Source organism: Bifidobacterium asteroides (genome assembly GCF_003202755.1).
In the GTDB taxonomy this organism is placed as follows: Bacteria; Actinomycetota; Actinomycetes; order Actinomycetales; family Bifidobacteriaceae; genus Bombiscardovia; species Bombiscardovia asteroides_F.
In genome coordinates this window covers 42,443-57,743 of record NZ_QGLK01000003.1, presented here as the reverse complement: position 1 = coordinate 57,743, position 15,301 = coordinate 42,443, and the positions used below count along the sequence as shown (strand labels likewise).

15 protein-coding genes are annotated in these 15,301 nt (G+C 62.3%); 14 read left to right on the top strand and 1 reads right to left on the bottom strand.

Annotation, left to right across the window (positions count from 1 at the left end):
* The 14 genes from DKK74_RS03985 (at nucleotide 1) to DKK74_RS03920 (ending at nucleotide 13,961) form a co-directional block, all read left to right on the top strand.
* The gene (locus tag DKK74_RS03985; RefSeq protein ID WP_110412916.1) at nucleotides 1-1,011 is read left to right on the top strand and encodes a phosphatidylinositol mannoside acyltransferase; all 1,011 of its coding nucleotides are present in this window, start codon (nucleotides 1-3) and stop codon (nucleotides 1,009-1,011) included.
* Nucleotides 986-2,272, top strand: a complete 1,287-nt coding sequence (locus DKK74_RS03980) for a glycosyltransferase family 4 protein (protein WP_110412915.1) — start codon at nucleotides 986-988, stop codon at nucleotides 2,270-2,272. Before DKK74_RS03985 ends, DKK74_RS03980 begins: the two co-directional genes overlap by 26 nt.
* Before the next feature lie 61 nt (nucleotides 2,273-2,333).
* A complete protein-coding gene (locus DKK74_RS03975; protein ID WP_110412914.1) occupies nucleotides 2,334-3,089 on the top strand; it encodes a YebC/PmpR family DNA-binding transcriptional regulator in 756 nt (251 codons plus the stop codon).
* 4 nt (nucleotides 3,090-3,093) lie between these two features.
* Nucleotides 3,094-3,675, top strand: a complete 582-nt coding sequence (gene ruvC / locus DKK74_RS03970) for a crossover junction endodeoxyribonuclease RuvC (RefSeq protein ID WP_110412913.1) — start codon at nucleotides 3,094-3,096, stop codon at nucleotides 3,673-3,675.
* Between the two features lie 42 nt (nucleotides 3,676-3,717).
* Nucleotides 3,718-4,329: a Holliday junction branch migration protein RuvA gene (ruvA, locus tag DKK74_RS03965; RefSeq protein WP_110412912.1), complete on the top strand. Its 612-nt coding sequence runs from the start codon at nucleotides 3,718-3,720 to the stop codon at nucleotides 4,327-4,329.
* Between the two features lie 3 nt (nucleotides 4,330-4,332).
* Nucleotides 4,333-5,409 carry a Holliday junction branch migration DNA helicase RuvB gene (gene ruvB / locus DKK74_RS03960; RefSeq protein ID WP_258334449.1) on the top strand — a complete coding sequence of 359 codons (1,077 nt, stop codon included), beginning with the start codon at nucleotides 4,333-4,335 and terminating at the stop codon, nucleotides 5,407-5,409.
* Between the two features lie 66 nt (nucleotides 5,410-5,475).
* Nucleotides 5,476-6,072, top strand: a complete 597-nt coding sequence (locus tag DKK74_RS03955; RefSeq protein ID WP_110412911.1) for a preprotein translocase subunit YajC — start codon at nucleotides 5,476-5,478, stop codon at nucleotides 6,070-6,072.
* A 107-nt stretch (nucleotides 6,073-6,179) separates the two neighbouring features.
* Nucleotides 6,180-6,764, top strand: a complete 585-nt coding sequence (locus tag DKK74_RS03950; protein WP_110412910.1) for an adenine phosphoribosyltransferase — start codon at nucleotides 6,180-6,182, stop codon at nucleotides 6,762-6,764.
* A gap of 22 nt (nucleotides 6,765-6,786) precedes the next feature.
* Complete coding sequence (gene sucC, locus DKK74_RS03945) at nucleotides 6,787-8,001, top strand: ADP-forming succinate--CoA ligase subunit beta (RefSeq protein ID WP_110412909.1); 1,215 nt, start codon at nucleotides 6,787-6,789, stop codon at nucleotides 7,999-8,001.
* Nucleotides 7,998-8,921: a succinate--CoA ligase subunit alpha gene (gene sucD / locus DKK74_RS03940; protein ID WP_110412908.1), complete on the top strand. Its 924-nt coding sequence runs from the start codon at nucleotides 7,998-8,000 to the stop codon at nucleotides 8,919-8,921. Before sucC ends, sucD begins: the two co-directional genes overlap by 4 nt.
* A complete protein-coding gene (locus DKK74_RS03935) occupies nucleotides 8,918-10,294 on the top strand; it encodes a cell division protein PerM (protein ID WP_110412907.1) in 1,377 nt (458 codons plus the stop codon). The genes sucD and DKK74_RS03935 overlap by 4 nt, the downstream gene beginning before the upstream one ends.
* Before the next feature lie 52 nt (nucleotides 10,295-10,346).
* Nucleotides 10,347-11,948 carry a bifunctional phosphoribosylaminoimidazolecarboxamide formyltransferase/IMP cyclohydrolase gene (purH, locus tag DKK74_RS03930; RefSeq protein ID WP_110412906.1) on the top strand — a complete coding sequence of 534 codons (1,602 nt, stop codon included), beginning with the start codon at nucleotides 10,347-10,349 and terminating at the stop codon, nucleotides 11,946-11,948.
* A gap of 131 nt (nucleotides 11,949-12,079) precedes the next feature.
* Nucleotides 12,080-13,453, top strand: coding sequence for an NAD-dependent succinate-semialdehyde dehydrogenase (locus tag DKK74_RS03925; protein ID WP_110412905.1), 1,374 nt, complete (start codon nucleotides 12,080-12,082; stop codon nucleotides 13,451-13,453).
* A 160-nt stretch (nucleotides 13,454-13,613) separates the two neighbouring features.
* A complete protein-coding gene (locus DKK74_RS03920; protein WP_258334448.1) occupies nucleotides 13,614-13,961 on the top strand; it encodes a DUF3017 domain-containing protein in 348 nt (115 codons plus the stop codon).
* 30 nt (nucleotides 13,962-13,991) lie between these two features.
* Here DKK74_RS03920 and DKK74_RS03915 read toward each other — a convergent pair whose 3' ends face one another.
* A complete protein-coding gene (locus DKK74_RS03915; RefSeq protein WP_110412904.1) occupies nucleotides 13,992-15,260 on the bottom strand; it encodes an aquaporin in 1,269 nt (422 codons plus the stop codon).
* Nucleotides 15,261-15,301 lie beyond the last annotated feature (41 nt).

Sequence of the window (15,301 nt, the reverse complement as noted above, 5' to 3'; positions counted from 1 at the left end):
ATGCCGGACCGACTGCTCATCTTTCTGGCGCAGCATGCGCGTCTGGTGCCCGAGAGGTTGTTGCGCGGCCTCTTCCTGGCAGCAGCCGACTTCTGCTGGCTGTTTCGGATAGGCGGTGTCAGGCAGCTGGAGCGCAACCTGGCCCATGTCATGCCGGAGGTCGACCATCCCAGTCTGCGTCGCACCTCGCGCCAGGGCATGCGCTCCTACTTCGTCTACTTCGTAGAGGCCCTGACCGTGGGGGCCCGCACCAAGGAGCAGCTGTTGGCACGTATACACGGTGGCGGCAGCGCCTACCCGGATCCAGCCAAGACAGATATCGGCCTGCGCTCCTTGCCCATCGGCATGGGCCACCAGGGCAACTGGGACTACGCGGGGTTCTGGGCCTGCTCCACGGTCGGGCAGGTCACCACGGTGGCAGAGCGGCTGCGGGACCAAGGCATGCTCAACACCTTTGCGGACATCCGTCGCCGCCTGGGCATGAACATCCTGCTGACCGGCGAGCCGAACATCACCGGCCGTCTGACAACCCTGCTGCGGGAGCCTGATCAAGTCGTGCCCCTGCTGGCCGACCGCGATCTGAGCCGCCGAGGCGTCTTCGTCAGAGCCTTCAACTCCTGGATCCGCGTGGCCGCTGGCCCTGCCGTCATAGCCTTGGATGCCCGCCTGCCCCTGTATACCGTGAACATGCACAGGGAAAAGCTGACGGGGGAGCGTCGCCGACAAGCCAAGGCCCCCTACGGCTATGTCTGCCAGGTGGACGGGCCCATCGCCATCGAATCCTACCTGGACATGCCCCGGGAGCAGGCCATCAACGATCTGACCCAGGCCTGGGTGGACCAGTGGGCCCAAGGTATTCGCGAGCATCCCGAGGACTGGCACATGCTCCAGCCGATTTTCCTTGAGGATCTGGATCTTTCCCGGATGCACGACCTGCCGGACTTCATCCTGGCCCAGGCATCCAAGAACAAGGGAGGTAATAGGCATGAAGACACCCGAGCAAAGGCCTGAGCAGGAGCCGGAACGTGCGGCCATCAAGGCTCCTCTGCGGGTGGGGATCATCTCGCCCTACTCCTTCGAGACCCCAGGAGGCGTCCAATTGCACATCCGCGACTTCGCCAGGCATCTTATGGACCGTGGCCACCAGGTGCAGGTTCTGGCCCCGGGCCGACGCACCCAGGACATGCCCCTCTGGGTGCAGACCACCGGCTCCTCCTTCTCCATCCCCTACAACGGATCCGTGGCCAACCTGAGCTACTTCGGCGTGGCCGGTCACAAGACCCGGCAGTGGGTCAGGCAGGGCCACTTCGACATTCTGCACCTGCACGAGCCCGAGGTGCCATCCCTGAGCCACAAGCCCTTGAGGCCCGGATTCATTCCCTGCCCCTATGTGGCCACCTTCCATGCGGCCTTCGATTCGACCCCGCTCGCCCTGAGGCTGACCAGACGCTACCTACGCCGATACCTGGCCAATATCAGCCAGGCCATCTTCGTCAGCCCCTCGGCCATGCAGAACGCCCGGAATCTGCTGGAGCCGGGCATACCCAGTCAGATCATCCCCAACGGTATCGAAACCAGAGCCCTGCGCAATGCCCGGCCGCGCCCGGAATGGCAGGGGAGCGAGCGGGAACCCACCATCGGATTCCTGGGAAGGATGAAGGAGGAGCGCAAGGGGTTCAAGATTCTGGCCCAGGCCGCACCTGCCATTCTTCGGCGCGTGCCCGGAGCCCGCTTCCTGTGTGCAGGTGACGGCCAGGGGGAGGCCCGGGAAATACTCGAAGCCGTCGATCCCGGACTGGCCCGGCACTTCACCTTCCTGGGCCGGATCAGCGACGAGGACAAGGCCTCCTTCTACCACAGCCTTGGCCTGTATGTGGCACCGCAGACCGGGGGAGAGAGCTTTGGCATCGTGCTGGTCGAGGCCATGGCGGCGGGCTGCCCGGTTGTGGCCTCGAACCTGCCAGCCTTCGAGGACGTCTCCCAGAAGGGCCGCAGCGCGCGTCTGTTCGCCACCGGAGACCCCCAAGACTGCGCCCGGGTGGTCCTGGACCTGCTTGATGACCGATCTGCCCGCCTGAACCTGGCCTCTTGCGGAATGCGTCGAGCCGGCGACTACGACTGGGAGCGGGTCACCGACCAGGTTCTGGATGTCTATGCCCGGGCGCTGGCAGCCCGGCCCGATCATCGCCGTGGCCTGCTGGGCAGGCTAGTGGGTCGGAAGGCTGGTTCTCCTTACGATGAAGCCCCCACGGAAGTGCCTGAAATCCCGTAAAATTGTCGAAGAGCGGAACTAGAATTCCATTCGTTTACGCATTCGTATCGTCAGGAGACATATGTCAGGGCATTCGAAGTGGGCGACCACCAAGCACAAGAAAGCAGCCATCGACGCCAAGCGTGGCAAGCTCTTCGCCAAGCTGATCAAGAACATCGAGATCGCTGCCCGCACAGGCGGCGGTGACCCCGACGGCAACCCCACCCTCTACGACGCCATCGTCAAGGCCAAGAAGTCCTCCGTGCCTGCAGACAACATCACCAGGGCCGTCAAGCGCGGCTCGGGTGAAGAGGCTGGAGCAGCCAACTACGAGACCATCGTCTACGAGGGCTACGCTCCCGCCGGCGTGGGCATCATCATCGAGTGCCTGACCGACAACCGCAACCGTGCGGCCGCTGAGGTCCGTTCCACTCTGACCAAGGGCGGCGGCTCCCTGGCCCAAAACGGGTCGGTCAGCTTCAACTTCGAGCGCAAGGGTCAGATCATTGTCCCCTCGGAGGGCCTGGACTACGATACGGTCTTCGAGAAGGCCGCCGAAGCCGGTGCTGAGGATGTGCAGGACAACGGCGAGAGCTACACCGTGCTGACTGCCCCCGGCGACATGGTCACCGTCCGTAAGGCCCTGCAGGATGCCGGTATGGACTACGACTCCGCCGACTTGGTCCTCAACCCCAAGAGCGAGATCACCCTGGACTTGGACTCCGCCCGCAAGGTCTCAAAGCTGATCGACAACCTGGACGATCTGGACGACGTGCAGGATATCTACAGCAACTGGACTGCGCCCGACGAGGTCATGGCCCAGTTGGACGACGAGTGACCTTATGATTGTTCTCGGCGTCGACCCGGGGCTCACCCGATGCGGCGTTGGCGTCATTGAAGCCGGTGCATCGCGCCGGCTTTCCTTTGTTCATGTGGACGTCGTGCGCTCAGACCCCGAACAGAGCCAGGACCTGCGTCTGCTGACCATCTACCAGGGGCTGACGGCGGCCTTGGACCGTTTCAGTCCCGACGTGGTATCAATCGAGCGAGTCTTTGCCCAGTCCAATCACAACACCGTGCTGGGAACCGCTCAGGCGGCAGGGCTAGCCATGCTGGGAGCTGCGCAGCGGGGGATTCCCGTGGCCCTGCACACACCCACCGAGGCCAAGATGGCCGTAACCGGCAACGGCCAGGCTGACAAGATCCAGGTGCAACGGATGGTGGCCCGCATCCTGGGGCTCAATCAGCTGCCCAAGCCTGCCGATGCCGCCGATGCTCTGGCCCAGGCCATCTGCCATGCCCTAAGGCCTGCCGGGGCCATCCAAGGCGGGGAACGCGAGGAGCATCTGACCCAGGCCCAGCGTCAGTGGGCCCAGGCCTCTGCCAAGTACGGTAAGCACCGGGGAGTCCAGCGAGACATGTAAGCTGATTCGAACAGACGTTCGATTCTATCGAGGGGTGATCAAGTGCTGGCAATGCTGACCGGGCGGGTGGCCGCCATCGAAACGGGCTCGGCGGTCATTGATGTTTCGGGAGTAGGTTTCGAGGTGCGCATGCCTCAGTCAGATCTAGCCTCCATGCGGGCCGAGTCCACGGTCACCGTCTACACCGCTCTGTCCCTGACCCAGGACGCGCTGACCCTCTACGGATTCCTCAGCCGCACCTCCAAATCCCTCTTTGCCCAGTTGCAGAAAGTCAGCGGCATCGGACCTCGCGTGGCCCTGTCCATTCTTGCCACCCTGAGCTCAGACCAACTGGCCCAAGCCGTGGCTGACGGCGATGCTGCGGCCCTATCCCGGGCGCCAGGCCTAGGCAAGAAGGGTGCTCAGAAGATCATCCTCGAACTCTCCGGAAAGCTTGATTTGGATGCCGGCACGGGCAGACAGGGGCCAGCTCAGACCGACGATGGCGCCCACCAGGTGGTTGAGGGACTGATTTCCCTGGGCTGGCTGCAGCGTGATGCCGAGCTGGCCGTGGAGCAGACCTGCCGCGATGGAGGCTACACCCTGCCCCTGCAGTCTGCCGACATTCCCAAGGTGCTCAAGCAGGCCCTGACCCTGCTGGACAGGGGGCGCTGATCCATGGCTGACAAGCAGATGTCTACGGGGTATATAGATACCCGGAATGGTGATGCGCAAGAGGAATCCCTGCGGATGGTCTCGGCCAGGCCCATCGAAGGCGAGCCGGTCAGCGACGAGGAGCTGCGTCCGGAAACCCTGGACGGGTTCATCGGACAGCCCCGGCTCAAGGCCCAGTTGAGCCTCTTTTTGAAGGCTGCCAAAAAGAGGGACGTGGCCCCGGATCATATTCTGCTCGCAGGCCCCCCGGGCCTGGGCAAGACCACCCTGGCCATGATCGTTGCCCATGAGCTGGAGGTTCCCATTCGTGTCACCTCGGGGCCAGCTGTTCAGCATGCCGGCGACCTGGCCTCCATCCTGAGCTCTCTGGAGGCCGGTGAGGTGCTCTTCATAGACGAGATCCACCGTCTGCCTAGGGCCGCCGAAGAACTTCTCTACATCGCCATGGAAGACTTCCGGGTGGATGTCATGGTGGGCAAGGGCCCCGGAGCCTCCTCCATTCCGCTGACCTTGCCCAGATTCACGGTCATCGGAGCCACCACTCGTGAGGGCATGCTGCCCTCGCCGCTGCGAGCCCGTTTCGGCTTCACCGCCCACCTGGACTTCTACCCGGAGGAAGAGCTGGAGAAGTTGGTCGAGCGATCAGCCAAGGTGCTAGGCATTGTCCTGCAGGATGACGCCGCCCATCAGCTGGCCCTGCGCTCCCGTGGCACGCCCAGGATCGCCAACCGCCTTCTGCGTCGTGTGCGTGACTGGGCCATAGTCCACGATCTTGACCGTGTCGGCCCTGATGATGTCAAACAGGCCCTGGCCCTCTACCAGATCGATTCCGAGGGGCTGGACCGACTGGATTTGGCCGTCCTCAAGGCCATCGTCAACAGTTTCGACGGTGGTCCCGTGGGCCTGAACAACCTGGCCGCTATGGTGGGCGAGGAGGCCGAGACAGTCGAAACGGTCTGTGAGCCCTACCTGGTGCGCGAGGGCTTCTTGGTACGTACACCAAAAGGGCGTGTGGCCACTTCTAAGGCCTGGGAGCACCTGGGTCGCAAACCGCCCGAGGATGTCATGAAGCTGTTCTAGACTGGGGTTTTCGCAGCAATGCATATCGCCGTTTGATAACCGCCGAAACAAGGAGTGGAAACAACCATGGGATCCATGATTTTCATGATCGTCATCATCGCCCTGATGATCGCCATGATGTGGGGAAGCTCCCGCAAGAGCAAGCAGCAGCAGGCCGCCATCCAGGACTTCCGCCAGTCCCTGCAGCCCGGTGACGAGGTAGCCACCACCACCGGTCTTCTGGGCAAGGTCGTCTCCGTGGACCTGGAGAAGGAACAGGTGGTCATCGACTCCGAAGGTTCGCAGTCCCGCTGGCGCATCCAGGCCATCACCAAGCCGCCCATCGTTCCGGCATACATCCACGATGACGAGGTTGACGAAAACGGCAACCCCCTGCCCGAGGACGCGGATGCGCCCGCCGAGGTCACCGCCGCTGAAGAAGACGACAAAGCCAGCGACAATGCCGACAGTGAGGAAACCGCCGCCGATGATGCTGCCGCCCAAAACTCTGCCGCCTCAGAAGGCAAGGATGATGCCGAGGCTAAGTCGGATACCCAGCCGGATCATGAAGACGAATCGGACAAGGAAGAGACTGCGGAGAAGTCCGATGACACTGACGAATCGGATGCGTCCAAGGCTGCCAAGGCTTCCAAGACTTCGGATTCGACTTCCACCAAGTCCTGAACCTCATACGCGCGGCACACCTCCCGTCAGGCTGACTCCGAACGGAAACGCGGCGCGCGTATGATGGCCCCGCAACCACTTCCAAGGAGCAAAACAGAAAGAAGATCATGGCTCAATCGGACGATATCAAGGTTGGAGAACTTAAGCAGGTGGGCGATGATGACGCCGCTTATCTGATCTCATTGATCCGTACCATTCCGGACTTTCCCAAGAAGGGGATCCTTTTCAGGGACTTCATCCCCGCCATGTCGGATCCCAGGGGATTGGCCATCATCCTCGACGCCATGAAGCGCACCCTGCCCGTCAAGCCGGAGGACTTCGACCTGGTAGCCGGGCTTGAGGCACGCGGCTTTCTGATCGGTCCCCAGCTGGCCACCGATCTGGGCAAGGGCTTCCTGCCCATGCGCAAGGCCGGCAAGCTCCCCGAGCCCACCTACAGCCAGGAATACGCCCTTGAATACGGCAACGCCCGTATCGAAATCGAGCAGGGCTCCCTGCGCCCTGGCCAGCGGGTCCTGATTGTCGACGACCTGATCGCCACCGGCGGTTCCGCCCAGGCAGCGGCACGTCTGGTGGAACAGGCAGGGGGCCAGGTGGCTGGTTTCAGCTTCGTCATGGAACTCAACGGTCTGGACGGCCGCAAGGCCCTGGGCGCCTACCCGGTCACCTGCCTGATGAACATGCCCGCCTGAGCACGATTGGGGGATCTTCACCATGGATTTGTACGAATACCAGGCCAGGCAGCTGCTCGCTGAACATGGCATCTCCCAACCAAGGGCCGTCTATGCCTCAACCGCAGAAGAGGCCGGCCAGGCAGCCGACGTCATCGGCTACCCCTGCATGATCAAGGGCCAGGCCACCATTGGCCATAGGGGACAGGCCGGAGCAGTCAAGCGAGCCGAGAATCACGATCAGGCCGTAGCCCTGGCCGAGGCCATCCTGCCCATGAACATCGATGGCCATCCGGTCAGCGGGATCCTGGTCACCGAAGCCCGTAATATCCTGCACGAGTATTACCTGTCCATCTCAGTGGACCGCACCTCCCGGGACTACGATGTCCTGGCCACTGCCAGCGGCGGCACCGAGGTGGAGACCATCGCCCGTGAGCACCCCGAATCGGTCCGGCGCCTGCACATCGGCCCACTGGAGGATTTCGACAGGCAGGCCGCCCGCACCATGGCCGAGCGCATCGGCTTCTACCACGCAGATCTGGAGCAAGCCACACAGATACTTTTAGGCATGTGGCACACCTTCCAGGACAGCGACGCGACCCTGGTCGAGATCAACCCCTTGGCCAAGGTGGGCGACCCGGATGACGAGGCCACCAAGCATCTGGACGCCCTCGATGCCAAGATCTCCCTAGACGGGAACGCAGCCTTCCGACACGACGGTTGGAAACGCTTCACGGACCCTGCACAGGTGGATCCCTTGGAAGCCAAGGCCAAGGCCGCAGGCCTGCACTATGTCCATCTTGACGGCCAGGTGGGTGTCATCGGCAACGGTGCAGGACTGGTCATGAGCTCCTTGGATGCGGTCGCCGGATCAGGACGCCGACAGGGTGTTCCTATTGGACCGGCTAACTTCTTGGACATCGGTGGCGGTGCCTCTCCAGAGGTCATGCGCACCAGCCTGGACGTGGTCCTCTCCGACCCCCAGGTTCGTTCGGTCATGGTCAACGTTTATGGAGGTATCACCTCTTGCCAGCAGGTAGCCCAGGGCATCCTGGCAGCCGTGGATGCTGCAGGCAAGCAAGACCAATACGGCGACCAGCCCATTGTGGTCCGCTTCGACGGCAATGAGGCTGCAGAGGGACTGGACCTGCTGGCCAAGGCCCAGCAACCTCGGCTCAAGGTGGCCCGCACCATGGAAGAGGCGGCAGACCAGGCCGTGGCCCTGGCCGCTCAGGCAGGAAAGGAGACGGGACGATGACCCTCTTCATCGAGGACGGCGCCCCCGTTATGGTCCAGGGCATGACCGGTCACCAGGGCATGGTTCACACGGCCCGCATGATGGCGGCCGGCACCAATATCTTGGCCGGAGTCAATGCCCGCAAGGCCGGAATGACGGTGGATTTCGACGGTCCGAATGGTCAGGCCCGTCATGTGCCCGTATACGCCGATTGTGCAACAGCGTGCAAGGCGACCGGAGCCCGTACCTCGGTGGTATTCGTCCCGCCCAGATTCGCCAAGGATGCCATGGTCGAGGCCATCGAGGCCGGCATCACCCTAATCGTGGTAATCACCGAGGGCATTCCTGTGGCCGATACCGCATACTGCGTGGCCCTGGCCAGGGAACGCGGCTGCCGCATCGTCGGTCCCAACTGCCCAGGACTGATGACCATGTCTGGCCGGCCCAACGGCGTCGGCGTAGACCTGGGCATCATCCCGCAGGGCATCGCCGGTCGAGGCCCGCTTGGCCTGGTCTCCAAGTCCGGTACCCTGACCTATCAGCTCATGGGGGAGTTGTCCTCTATAGGCTTCACCGCCTGCCTGGGCATTGGCGGCGACCCCATCGTGGGAACCACCATGCTAGAGGCTCTGCAAGCCTTCAACAGAGATCCTGAGACCAAGGCCTGTGTCATGATCGGCGAAATCGGCGGCTCGGCCGAACAGGAGGCAGCCCATTGGGCCTCCACCCACATGACCAAGCCCATCGTGGCTTACATCGCCGGCTTTACCGCCCCGGAGGGCAAGCAGATGGGCCACGCCGGAGCCATCATCTCGGGCGGCAAGGGCACAGCCGCTGACAAGAAGAAAGTGCTAGAGTCCGTCGGCATCAAGGTGGGCACCACACCCGGCGAGACTGCCCAGCTGGCCCGCGATCTGCTACGGGAGCATGCCATCATATGACCGACAGGGTAAAAGTATGGCTCCGGGGGGCCCTAGAGGCCTTCCTAGCCATACTTATCTACACCGTCGCCCTCGGTGCATGCATGGCCCTGCTCCTGCTCATCATTTCCATCGAGGAGGGCGGGCCATCCCTGTCAATGGCCACCGTGGCCCTGACAGAAACGATCACCCTGCTCACCCAGGGCTGCGGATTCACAGCCGGGGCCCTGACCCTGACCATCATCCCTCTGCTGCTGACTGGCCTGCTGATATGGATAATCCGTACTCTGGTCGGCCGCATGGGCATGTCAGTCGGCGGCTGCATCGCCGGTCTGGTCGTCTGGATGCTGTGCAGTCTCATCCTCATACAGGGCAGCCAGACCATCCAGGTCGATACCACCCCGGTCATTCTTTTGCGGACCAGCCTGGTCTTTCTGCTGGGTTACGGCTGGGCCTGGGTCCGCTCTGAACCGTTCCGCCAGACCTTTACCACACGAATCAAAGAGGCCGTGCCTGTTCAGGTCCGCAGGACTGCTCGTCTTGGCCTCACTGCCGGTTTGATCCTCCTGGCTGCCATGCTGGCCGCCGGCCTGATCGCCCTAATCGTCTGGATCATTCTCTATAACGGAGACGTGGGCCGCCTGTTCAAACTGACACGTATGGGCACCGCCTCGGCTGTGACGACCAGCCTGGCGTCCCTGGCCTGGCTGCCCAATCTGATTGTCTGGGCTGCCTCCTGGCTCTTCGGTGACGGTTTCAAGATAGGCCAGCTGGCCGCCTTCACCCTCTGGTCCGGACACGCCTCAAGCCTGCCCTCGCTGCCCCTCTTTGGGCTTTTCCCAGAGCCTGTCTTCCGACAGGGGGTTCGTCTGCTCCTGCTCAACCTGCCCCTGCTGGCCGGAGTGGTTGTCGGCATTCTCTTGCTGACCGGGCCCTGGGGTGTCAGAATTCACGCTGCCGTGCGCCAAGCAGGTCTGAAATCCCGAGACACCGCAGTCTGCTTCCTGATGGCAACCCTGGCCATGGTCCTGGCCTGGATGGTCGCCCTGCTCGGTCTTGCCCTGCTTTTCCAGCTCTCCAACGGGGCCCTGGGCCGCCAGCGACTGGCCGGAGTGGGCGTGCCCATAGCCTCCTCCCTGCGCATGATCGGGACCTCCCTGGGGGTCGGCCTGCTGGGAATATGGCTGCTGGCACTTGTCATCGCCGCCCTGATCATCATCAAGGACGTCCTGATTGACTATCTGCGCCAGGCAGACGCCAAAAAGACTTCCGCCCAGGCGGAAAACAAGAAAAAACACAACCAATCACGCGGTCAGGAGGGAAAGGAGCCCAAGGCAACCGACCGAGCAGACACACCACGACAGGTCTCGTCCACCCGCAGACCAAGCAAGTAGATCCGAGGGTGGCGGGGCGCCTCGGCATTCAAGCATAGGAGTAGGAGTTTCCATGGTCACCACGAATCGAACCATCAACCGAGCACTGGTCTCGGTCTACCACAAGCAGGGACTTGAGGCCCTGGCATCGGCCTTCCGCCAGGCAGGCACCGAGGTCATCTCCACCGGCAGCACCGCAAAGAAGCTGCAGGATCTGGGTGTCCAGGTCACCCCGGTGGAAAAGGTCACCGGCTTTCCTGAAAGCTTTGACGGCCGGGTCAAAACCCTGGATCCGCACATCCACGCCGGTCTGCTGGCCGACATGACCAACCCCGACCATGTCCAGCAGCTCAAAGACTTGGGCATCGCCCCCTTCGACCTGGTAGTGGTCAACCTCTACCCCTTCGAGCAGACCGTCCTTGATGGTGCAAATGCCGACCAGTGCTTGGAGCGCATCGACATCGGAGGCCCTGCCATGATCCGGGCCGCAGCCAAGAACCATGCCAGCGTGGCTGTAATCACCGACCCGGACGACTATGCTCTGGCCGCCGAGCGCATTGCTTCAGGCACCGGTTTCAGCCTGGCCGAACGCGCACGCTTGGCTGCAAAAGCTTTCGCCCTGACCGCCTCCTATGATGCCGCCATCGCCGAGTGGACAGCACACACATGGGTTGAAGACAAGCTGGACAAGGTAGAGGATCAGAAACCAACCCAGAAGTTGACTCGCACCTGGCGTCTAGCCAGTCAGCTACGCTACGGGGAGAACCCTCACCAGCAGGCTGCCCTCTATCTGGATCCGTTGGACCGGGACGGCTTCGCTGCGGCAGAGCACCAGGGCGGGGCCAAGGAAATGAGCTACAACAATTATGTAGATGCGGATTCCGCCTGGCGCTCGGTCTGGGACTTCCCCGACCTGCCCGCAGTGGCCGTAGTCAAGCACTCCAACCCCTGCGGTCTTGCCGTGGGTGAGGACATCGCCCAGGCCCACCGCCGCGCCCACGCCTGCGACCCCATGAGCGCCTATGGCGGGGTCATTGCCGCCAACCGCACAGTCACCCTGGCCATGGCCCAGCAGATCAAGCCGGTCTTCACCGAGGTGATTGTTGCACCAGGCTATGAGCCCGAGGCCCTTGACCTGCTGCGGACTAAGAAGAACCTGCGCATCCTGTCTGTACAACGCCGCCCGCGTCAGCGCCCGGTCATCCGTCCCATCGACGGGGGAGCACTAGTCCAGACGCCCGACCTGATTGACGCCCCTGGCGACAATCCCTCCACCTGGCGTCTGGTCTCCGGCAACCCCGCCGACCAGGCGACCATGGATGATTTGACCTTCGCCTGGCGCGCCATCCGCTCCGTAAAGTCCAACGCCGTGCTCCTGGCCAACCAAGGAGCGACTGTGGGCATTGGCATGGGCCAAGTCAACAGGGTGGACTCCAGCCACCTAGCAGTCGAGCGGGCCAATACTCTGGATGAAGGCCGTAACCGGGCCAAGGGCTCGGTGGCCGCTTCCGATGCCTTCTTCCCCTTCGCCGATGGTCTGGAGTACCTGATCCAGGCCGGCATCAGGGCCGTGGTACAGCCGGGAGGATCCATCCGTGATCCCGAGGTGATCAAGGCCGCCCAGAATGCCGATCTGACCATGTATCTGACCGGAACCCGCCACTTCTTCCACTGATAAAACCGGACCCCGCGGTCAAATGTCGCCCTACGACAAAATCCTTGACCGCAGGGTCCAATACGGTGCTATGCTGGATGAACTGAGCAGCGATGATGCTGACTAGGTACCCATAATTCAAAGGAGATATTGTGACCTATCAGACAGTCAATCCTTTTAACAATCAACTGGTCAAGACCTATCCAGATGCCACCGACGAGGACCTGGAGAATGCCCTGGCCCGCGGCCATGACCTCTACAAGACCTGGCGCAAGCAAGAAGGCCCCGGAGACCGTCCCACACAACTGCGTCAGGTCGCCAAACTCTTCCGCCAGAACGAGGACACCCTGGCTGCCAACCTGACCCTGGACATGGGCAAGCTAGTGGGCGAGGCCCGCGCCGAGGTGGAGTTGTGCGCAGACATCGCCGACTACTTCGCCGACCACGCCGAGGAGCTGCTGGCTCCCGTCCCCCTGGACAACCCCGCTGGCAAGGCCTACTACGTCAAGCAGGCCACCGGTATCGTGTTCATGGTTGAGCCATGGAACTTCCCCTACTACCAGATCATGCGCGTGTTCGCCCCCAACTTCATTCTGGGCAACCCCATGATCCTCAAGCACGCCTCCAACGTGCCAGGTTCGGCTGTGGCCTTCGAGCAGACCGTAAGAGAAGCAGGAGCCCCCGAGGGCAGCCTGACCAACCTCTTCGTCAACTATGAGCAGGTGGACCATGCTATCGCCGATCCCCGCGTCTCTGGCGTGGCCCTGACCGGGTCGGAGCGCGGCGGCGCCTCCGTGGCCAAGTCGGCCGGAGCCAACCTGAAGAAGTCCTCCATGGAGCTGGGTGGCAACGACGTCTTCATCGTCCTGGATGACGCTGACTGGGATCTGCTCAAGAAGGTGGCTCCAGGCGCCAGGCTGACGAACGCCGGCCAGGTCTGCACCTCCTCCAAGCGCTTTATCGTCACGGAGAACCGTTACGACGACTTCGTCTCGCTAATCGTCGACGCCTTCTCGCACGCGGTTCTGGGCGATCCCAGCAACCCCGAAACCACGCTGGCACCCATGTGCATGGTCTCCGCCCGCGACAACCTGGCCAAGCAGGTCGAAAGCGCTGTGGCAGGTGGAGCCAAGGTCGCCTACGGCAACAAACCCTACGATTCGCCGGGGGCCTTCTTCACCCCGACGGTTCTGACGGACATCGACCGCAACAACCCTGTATACAACCAGGAGATGTTCGGCCCTGTGGCCTCCATTTACAAGGTGGCCAACGAGGATGAGGCCATTGAACTGGCCAACGACTCCAGCTACGGCTTGGGCGGTGTGGTCTTCTCCTCGGATACTGACCATGCGGATGCTCTGGCACGTCGCATCGAGACCGGCATGACCTTCATCAACGGCGGATGGGTGACCATGCCTGAGCTGCCCTTCGGTGGCGTCAAGAACTCCGGCTATGGCCGCGAGCTCTACAGCCTGGGCTTCGACACCTTCGCCAACGAGCATCTGATCTTCCAGCACAAGAACTGATCCGACTGCTCCGGCTTCTTGTTGAAACAGCGACCGTGCCGTCATCGTCCAAGAGCGATGGCGGCACGGTCGCTTTGCGTCAGCAGCGCTGGTAGGCTCGAACCGACAGATCAAGTGCAGCAACAAATGGAGGTCGTCGGGAATGCGCAAACTGGGGAGCATGGCAGACGCAGATAAGGCCGAGAACCCGGATATCAAGCCCCCGCAGCCGTCCAAGTCATCTGGTCGAGGCCATCCCTTCGTCTCGGAGGCTCAGGAGGGTCGTCCTATCTGTGAGGGCATCATCTTTTTGGTGGTGCTGATTGCCGCGCTCGTGGCCTTCCTCGGATACACCTGGGCCGCGACTGGACTAGTGTCCGTCGCGGCCCTGGTTTGTGGCGCTCTGCGTCTGACTCTCAAGGATCGCAGCCCTTGGAAGGTTCGATCAGTGCCCTTCGATGCCTTCATCAGCATCGCCCTGGGCATCGGCCTTCTGGTCACCTACTTCAGCATTCAGCTGTTGCTGTGACCCCTTTCAGGCTTTTCGGTCCTCGGTGGTTCAGTTTTCAGTGGGCTTGTTTTTGGATGCCTCGTCACCGTCTTCTGTTTTGGACGCAGTGCGAAGGGGCTCTACCTGAAGATCGGGAATGGTTCCTGTATCGGCAGGGGCAACATCATCCTGGCCACCCTCAGCATTCTTGCCTGAATTGGCGTCATGGCCAGCATCGACATCGGAAAGAGCCGATACATCAACAGTCTGAGCCGTGGTGTCTGCAGGAGCGTTTTGAATCGGTGCAGGAGATGCCTGGGTCGATTGATCCTGAGCCTGGACACCCGCGGCAGCAAAGGCATCAACCTGTGCTTCAGCGCCCGCCTGAGTCTGGACACCGGTCGCAGCAAAGGCATCAGGTTGTGTTTGTGCTTGAGCATCTGCGCCCGCCTGTGCAACTGGCTGGGCATCAGTAGCGGTGCCCATGGCGCGCATGGCCATATTGTCGGTGACGATGTTGGTCATGATGATGACCAACGCCACCAGAGAGGCAGCCAGCAGGGGGCAGATCCAGAAGAGCCAGAGCTGTGAGATCGGGCTGACGGCCATGTGCTTGGACTGGGCGAAGATGGCAATGCCGGTGGAACGAGCCGGGTTCAGTCCCGAGCAGGTGATGGGGTAGGTGACCAGCACACCGACGCCGTAGGCCAGCCCAGTATAGAGGGCATGGTTGCGACGTGCGCGGCCGTCGGAGCGCAAGGTGGTAATGGCCGTAGCCACCACGATTATGCAGCCGATCAGCTCAGCCACGATGGCCATGGGCGCCCCGAAGGCGATGTGTTGTTGGCCCAGGGTAGCTGCAGCAGGCGAACCGCCGGAAAAACCGTTGACAGAGAACATGAGCCAGGTCCTGTCCGGCACGGACTTGCTGACCGGAATAAGGGCGACGGCGATCGCACCGGCGCCAATAGCGCCGATCACCTGGGCGACGATGTAGATCAGACCGTCCACCATGCCGATCTGCGAGGTGAACATGGCGGCGACGGTGACGGCAGGGTTGAAGTGTCCACCGGAGACGCCGCCCAGCATGGCTGTAACGGCCAGGTAGGTCAGGGCGGTTCCCAGGACCGGCAGCACCACACTGGGCTGGCCCATGACCAGTTGGCCGAAGCTGTAGGACAAGTAGATGACCGCGCAGATTAAGAAGGTCCCCGCCAGCTCGGCGGCCGCACGAATCCAACGAACATCACGGGGCCTGATCCGCCTGCGGACGGGCTTTGCGGCAACCTGCCCGTCGGCCTGTTCGAGGACCGGCTCAGCACTTGCTTCCATAGTCATGTTCCCCACCTTGCAATCCCTTCGACAACAATGAACAACAA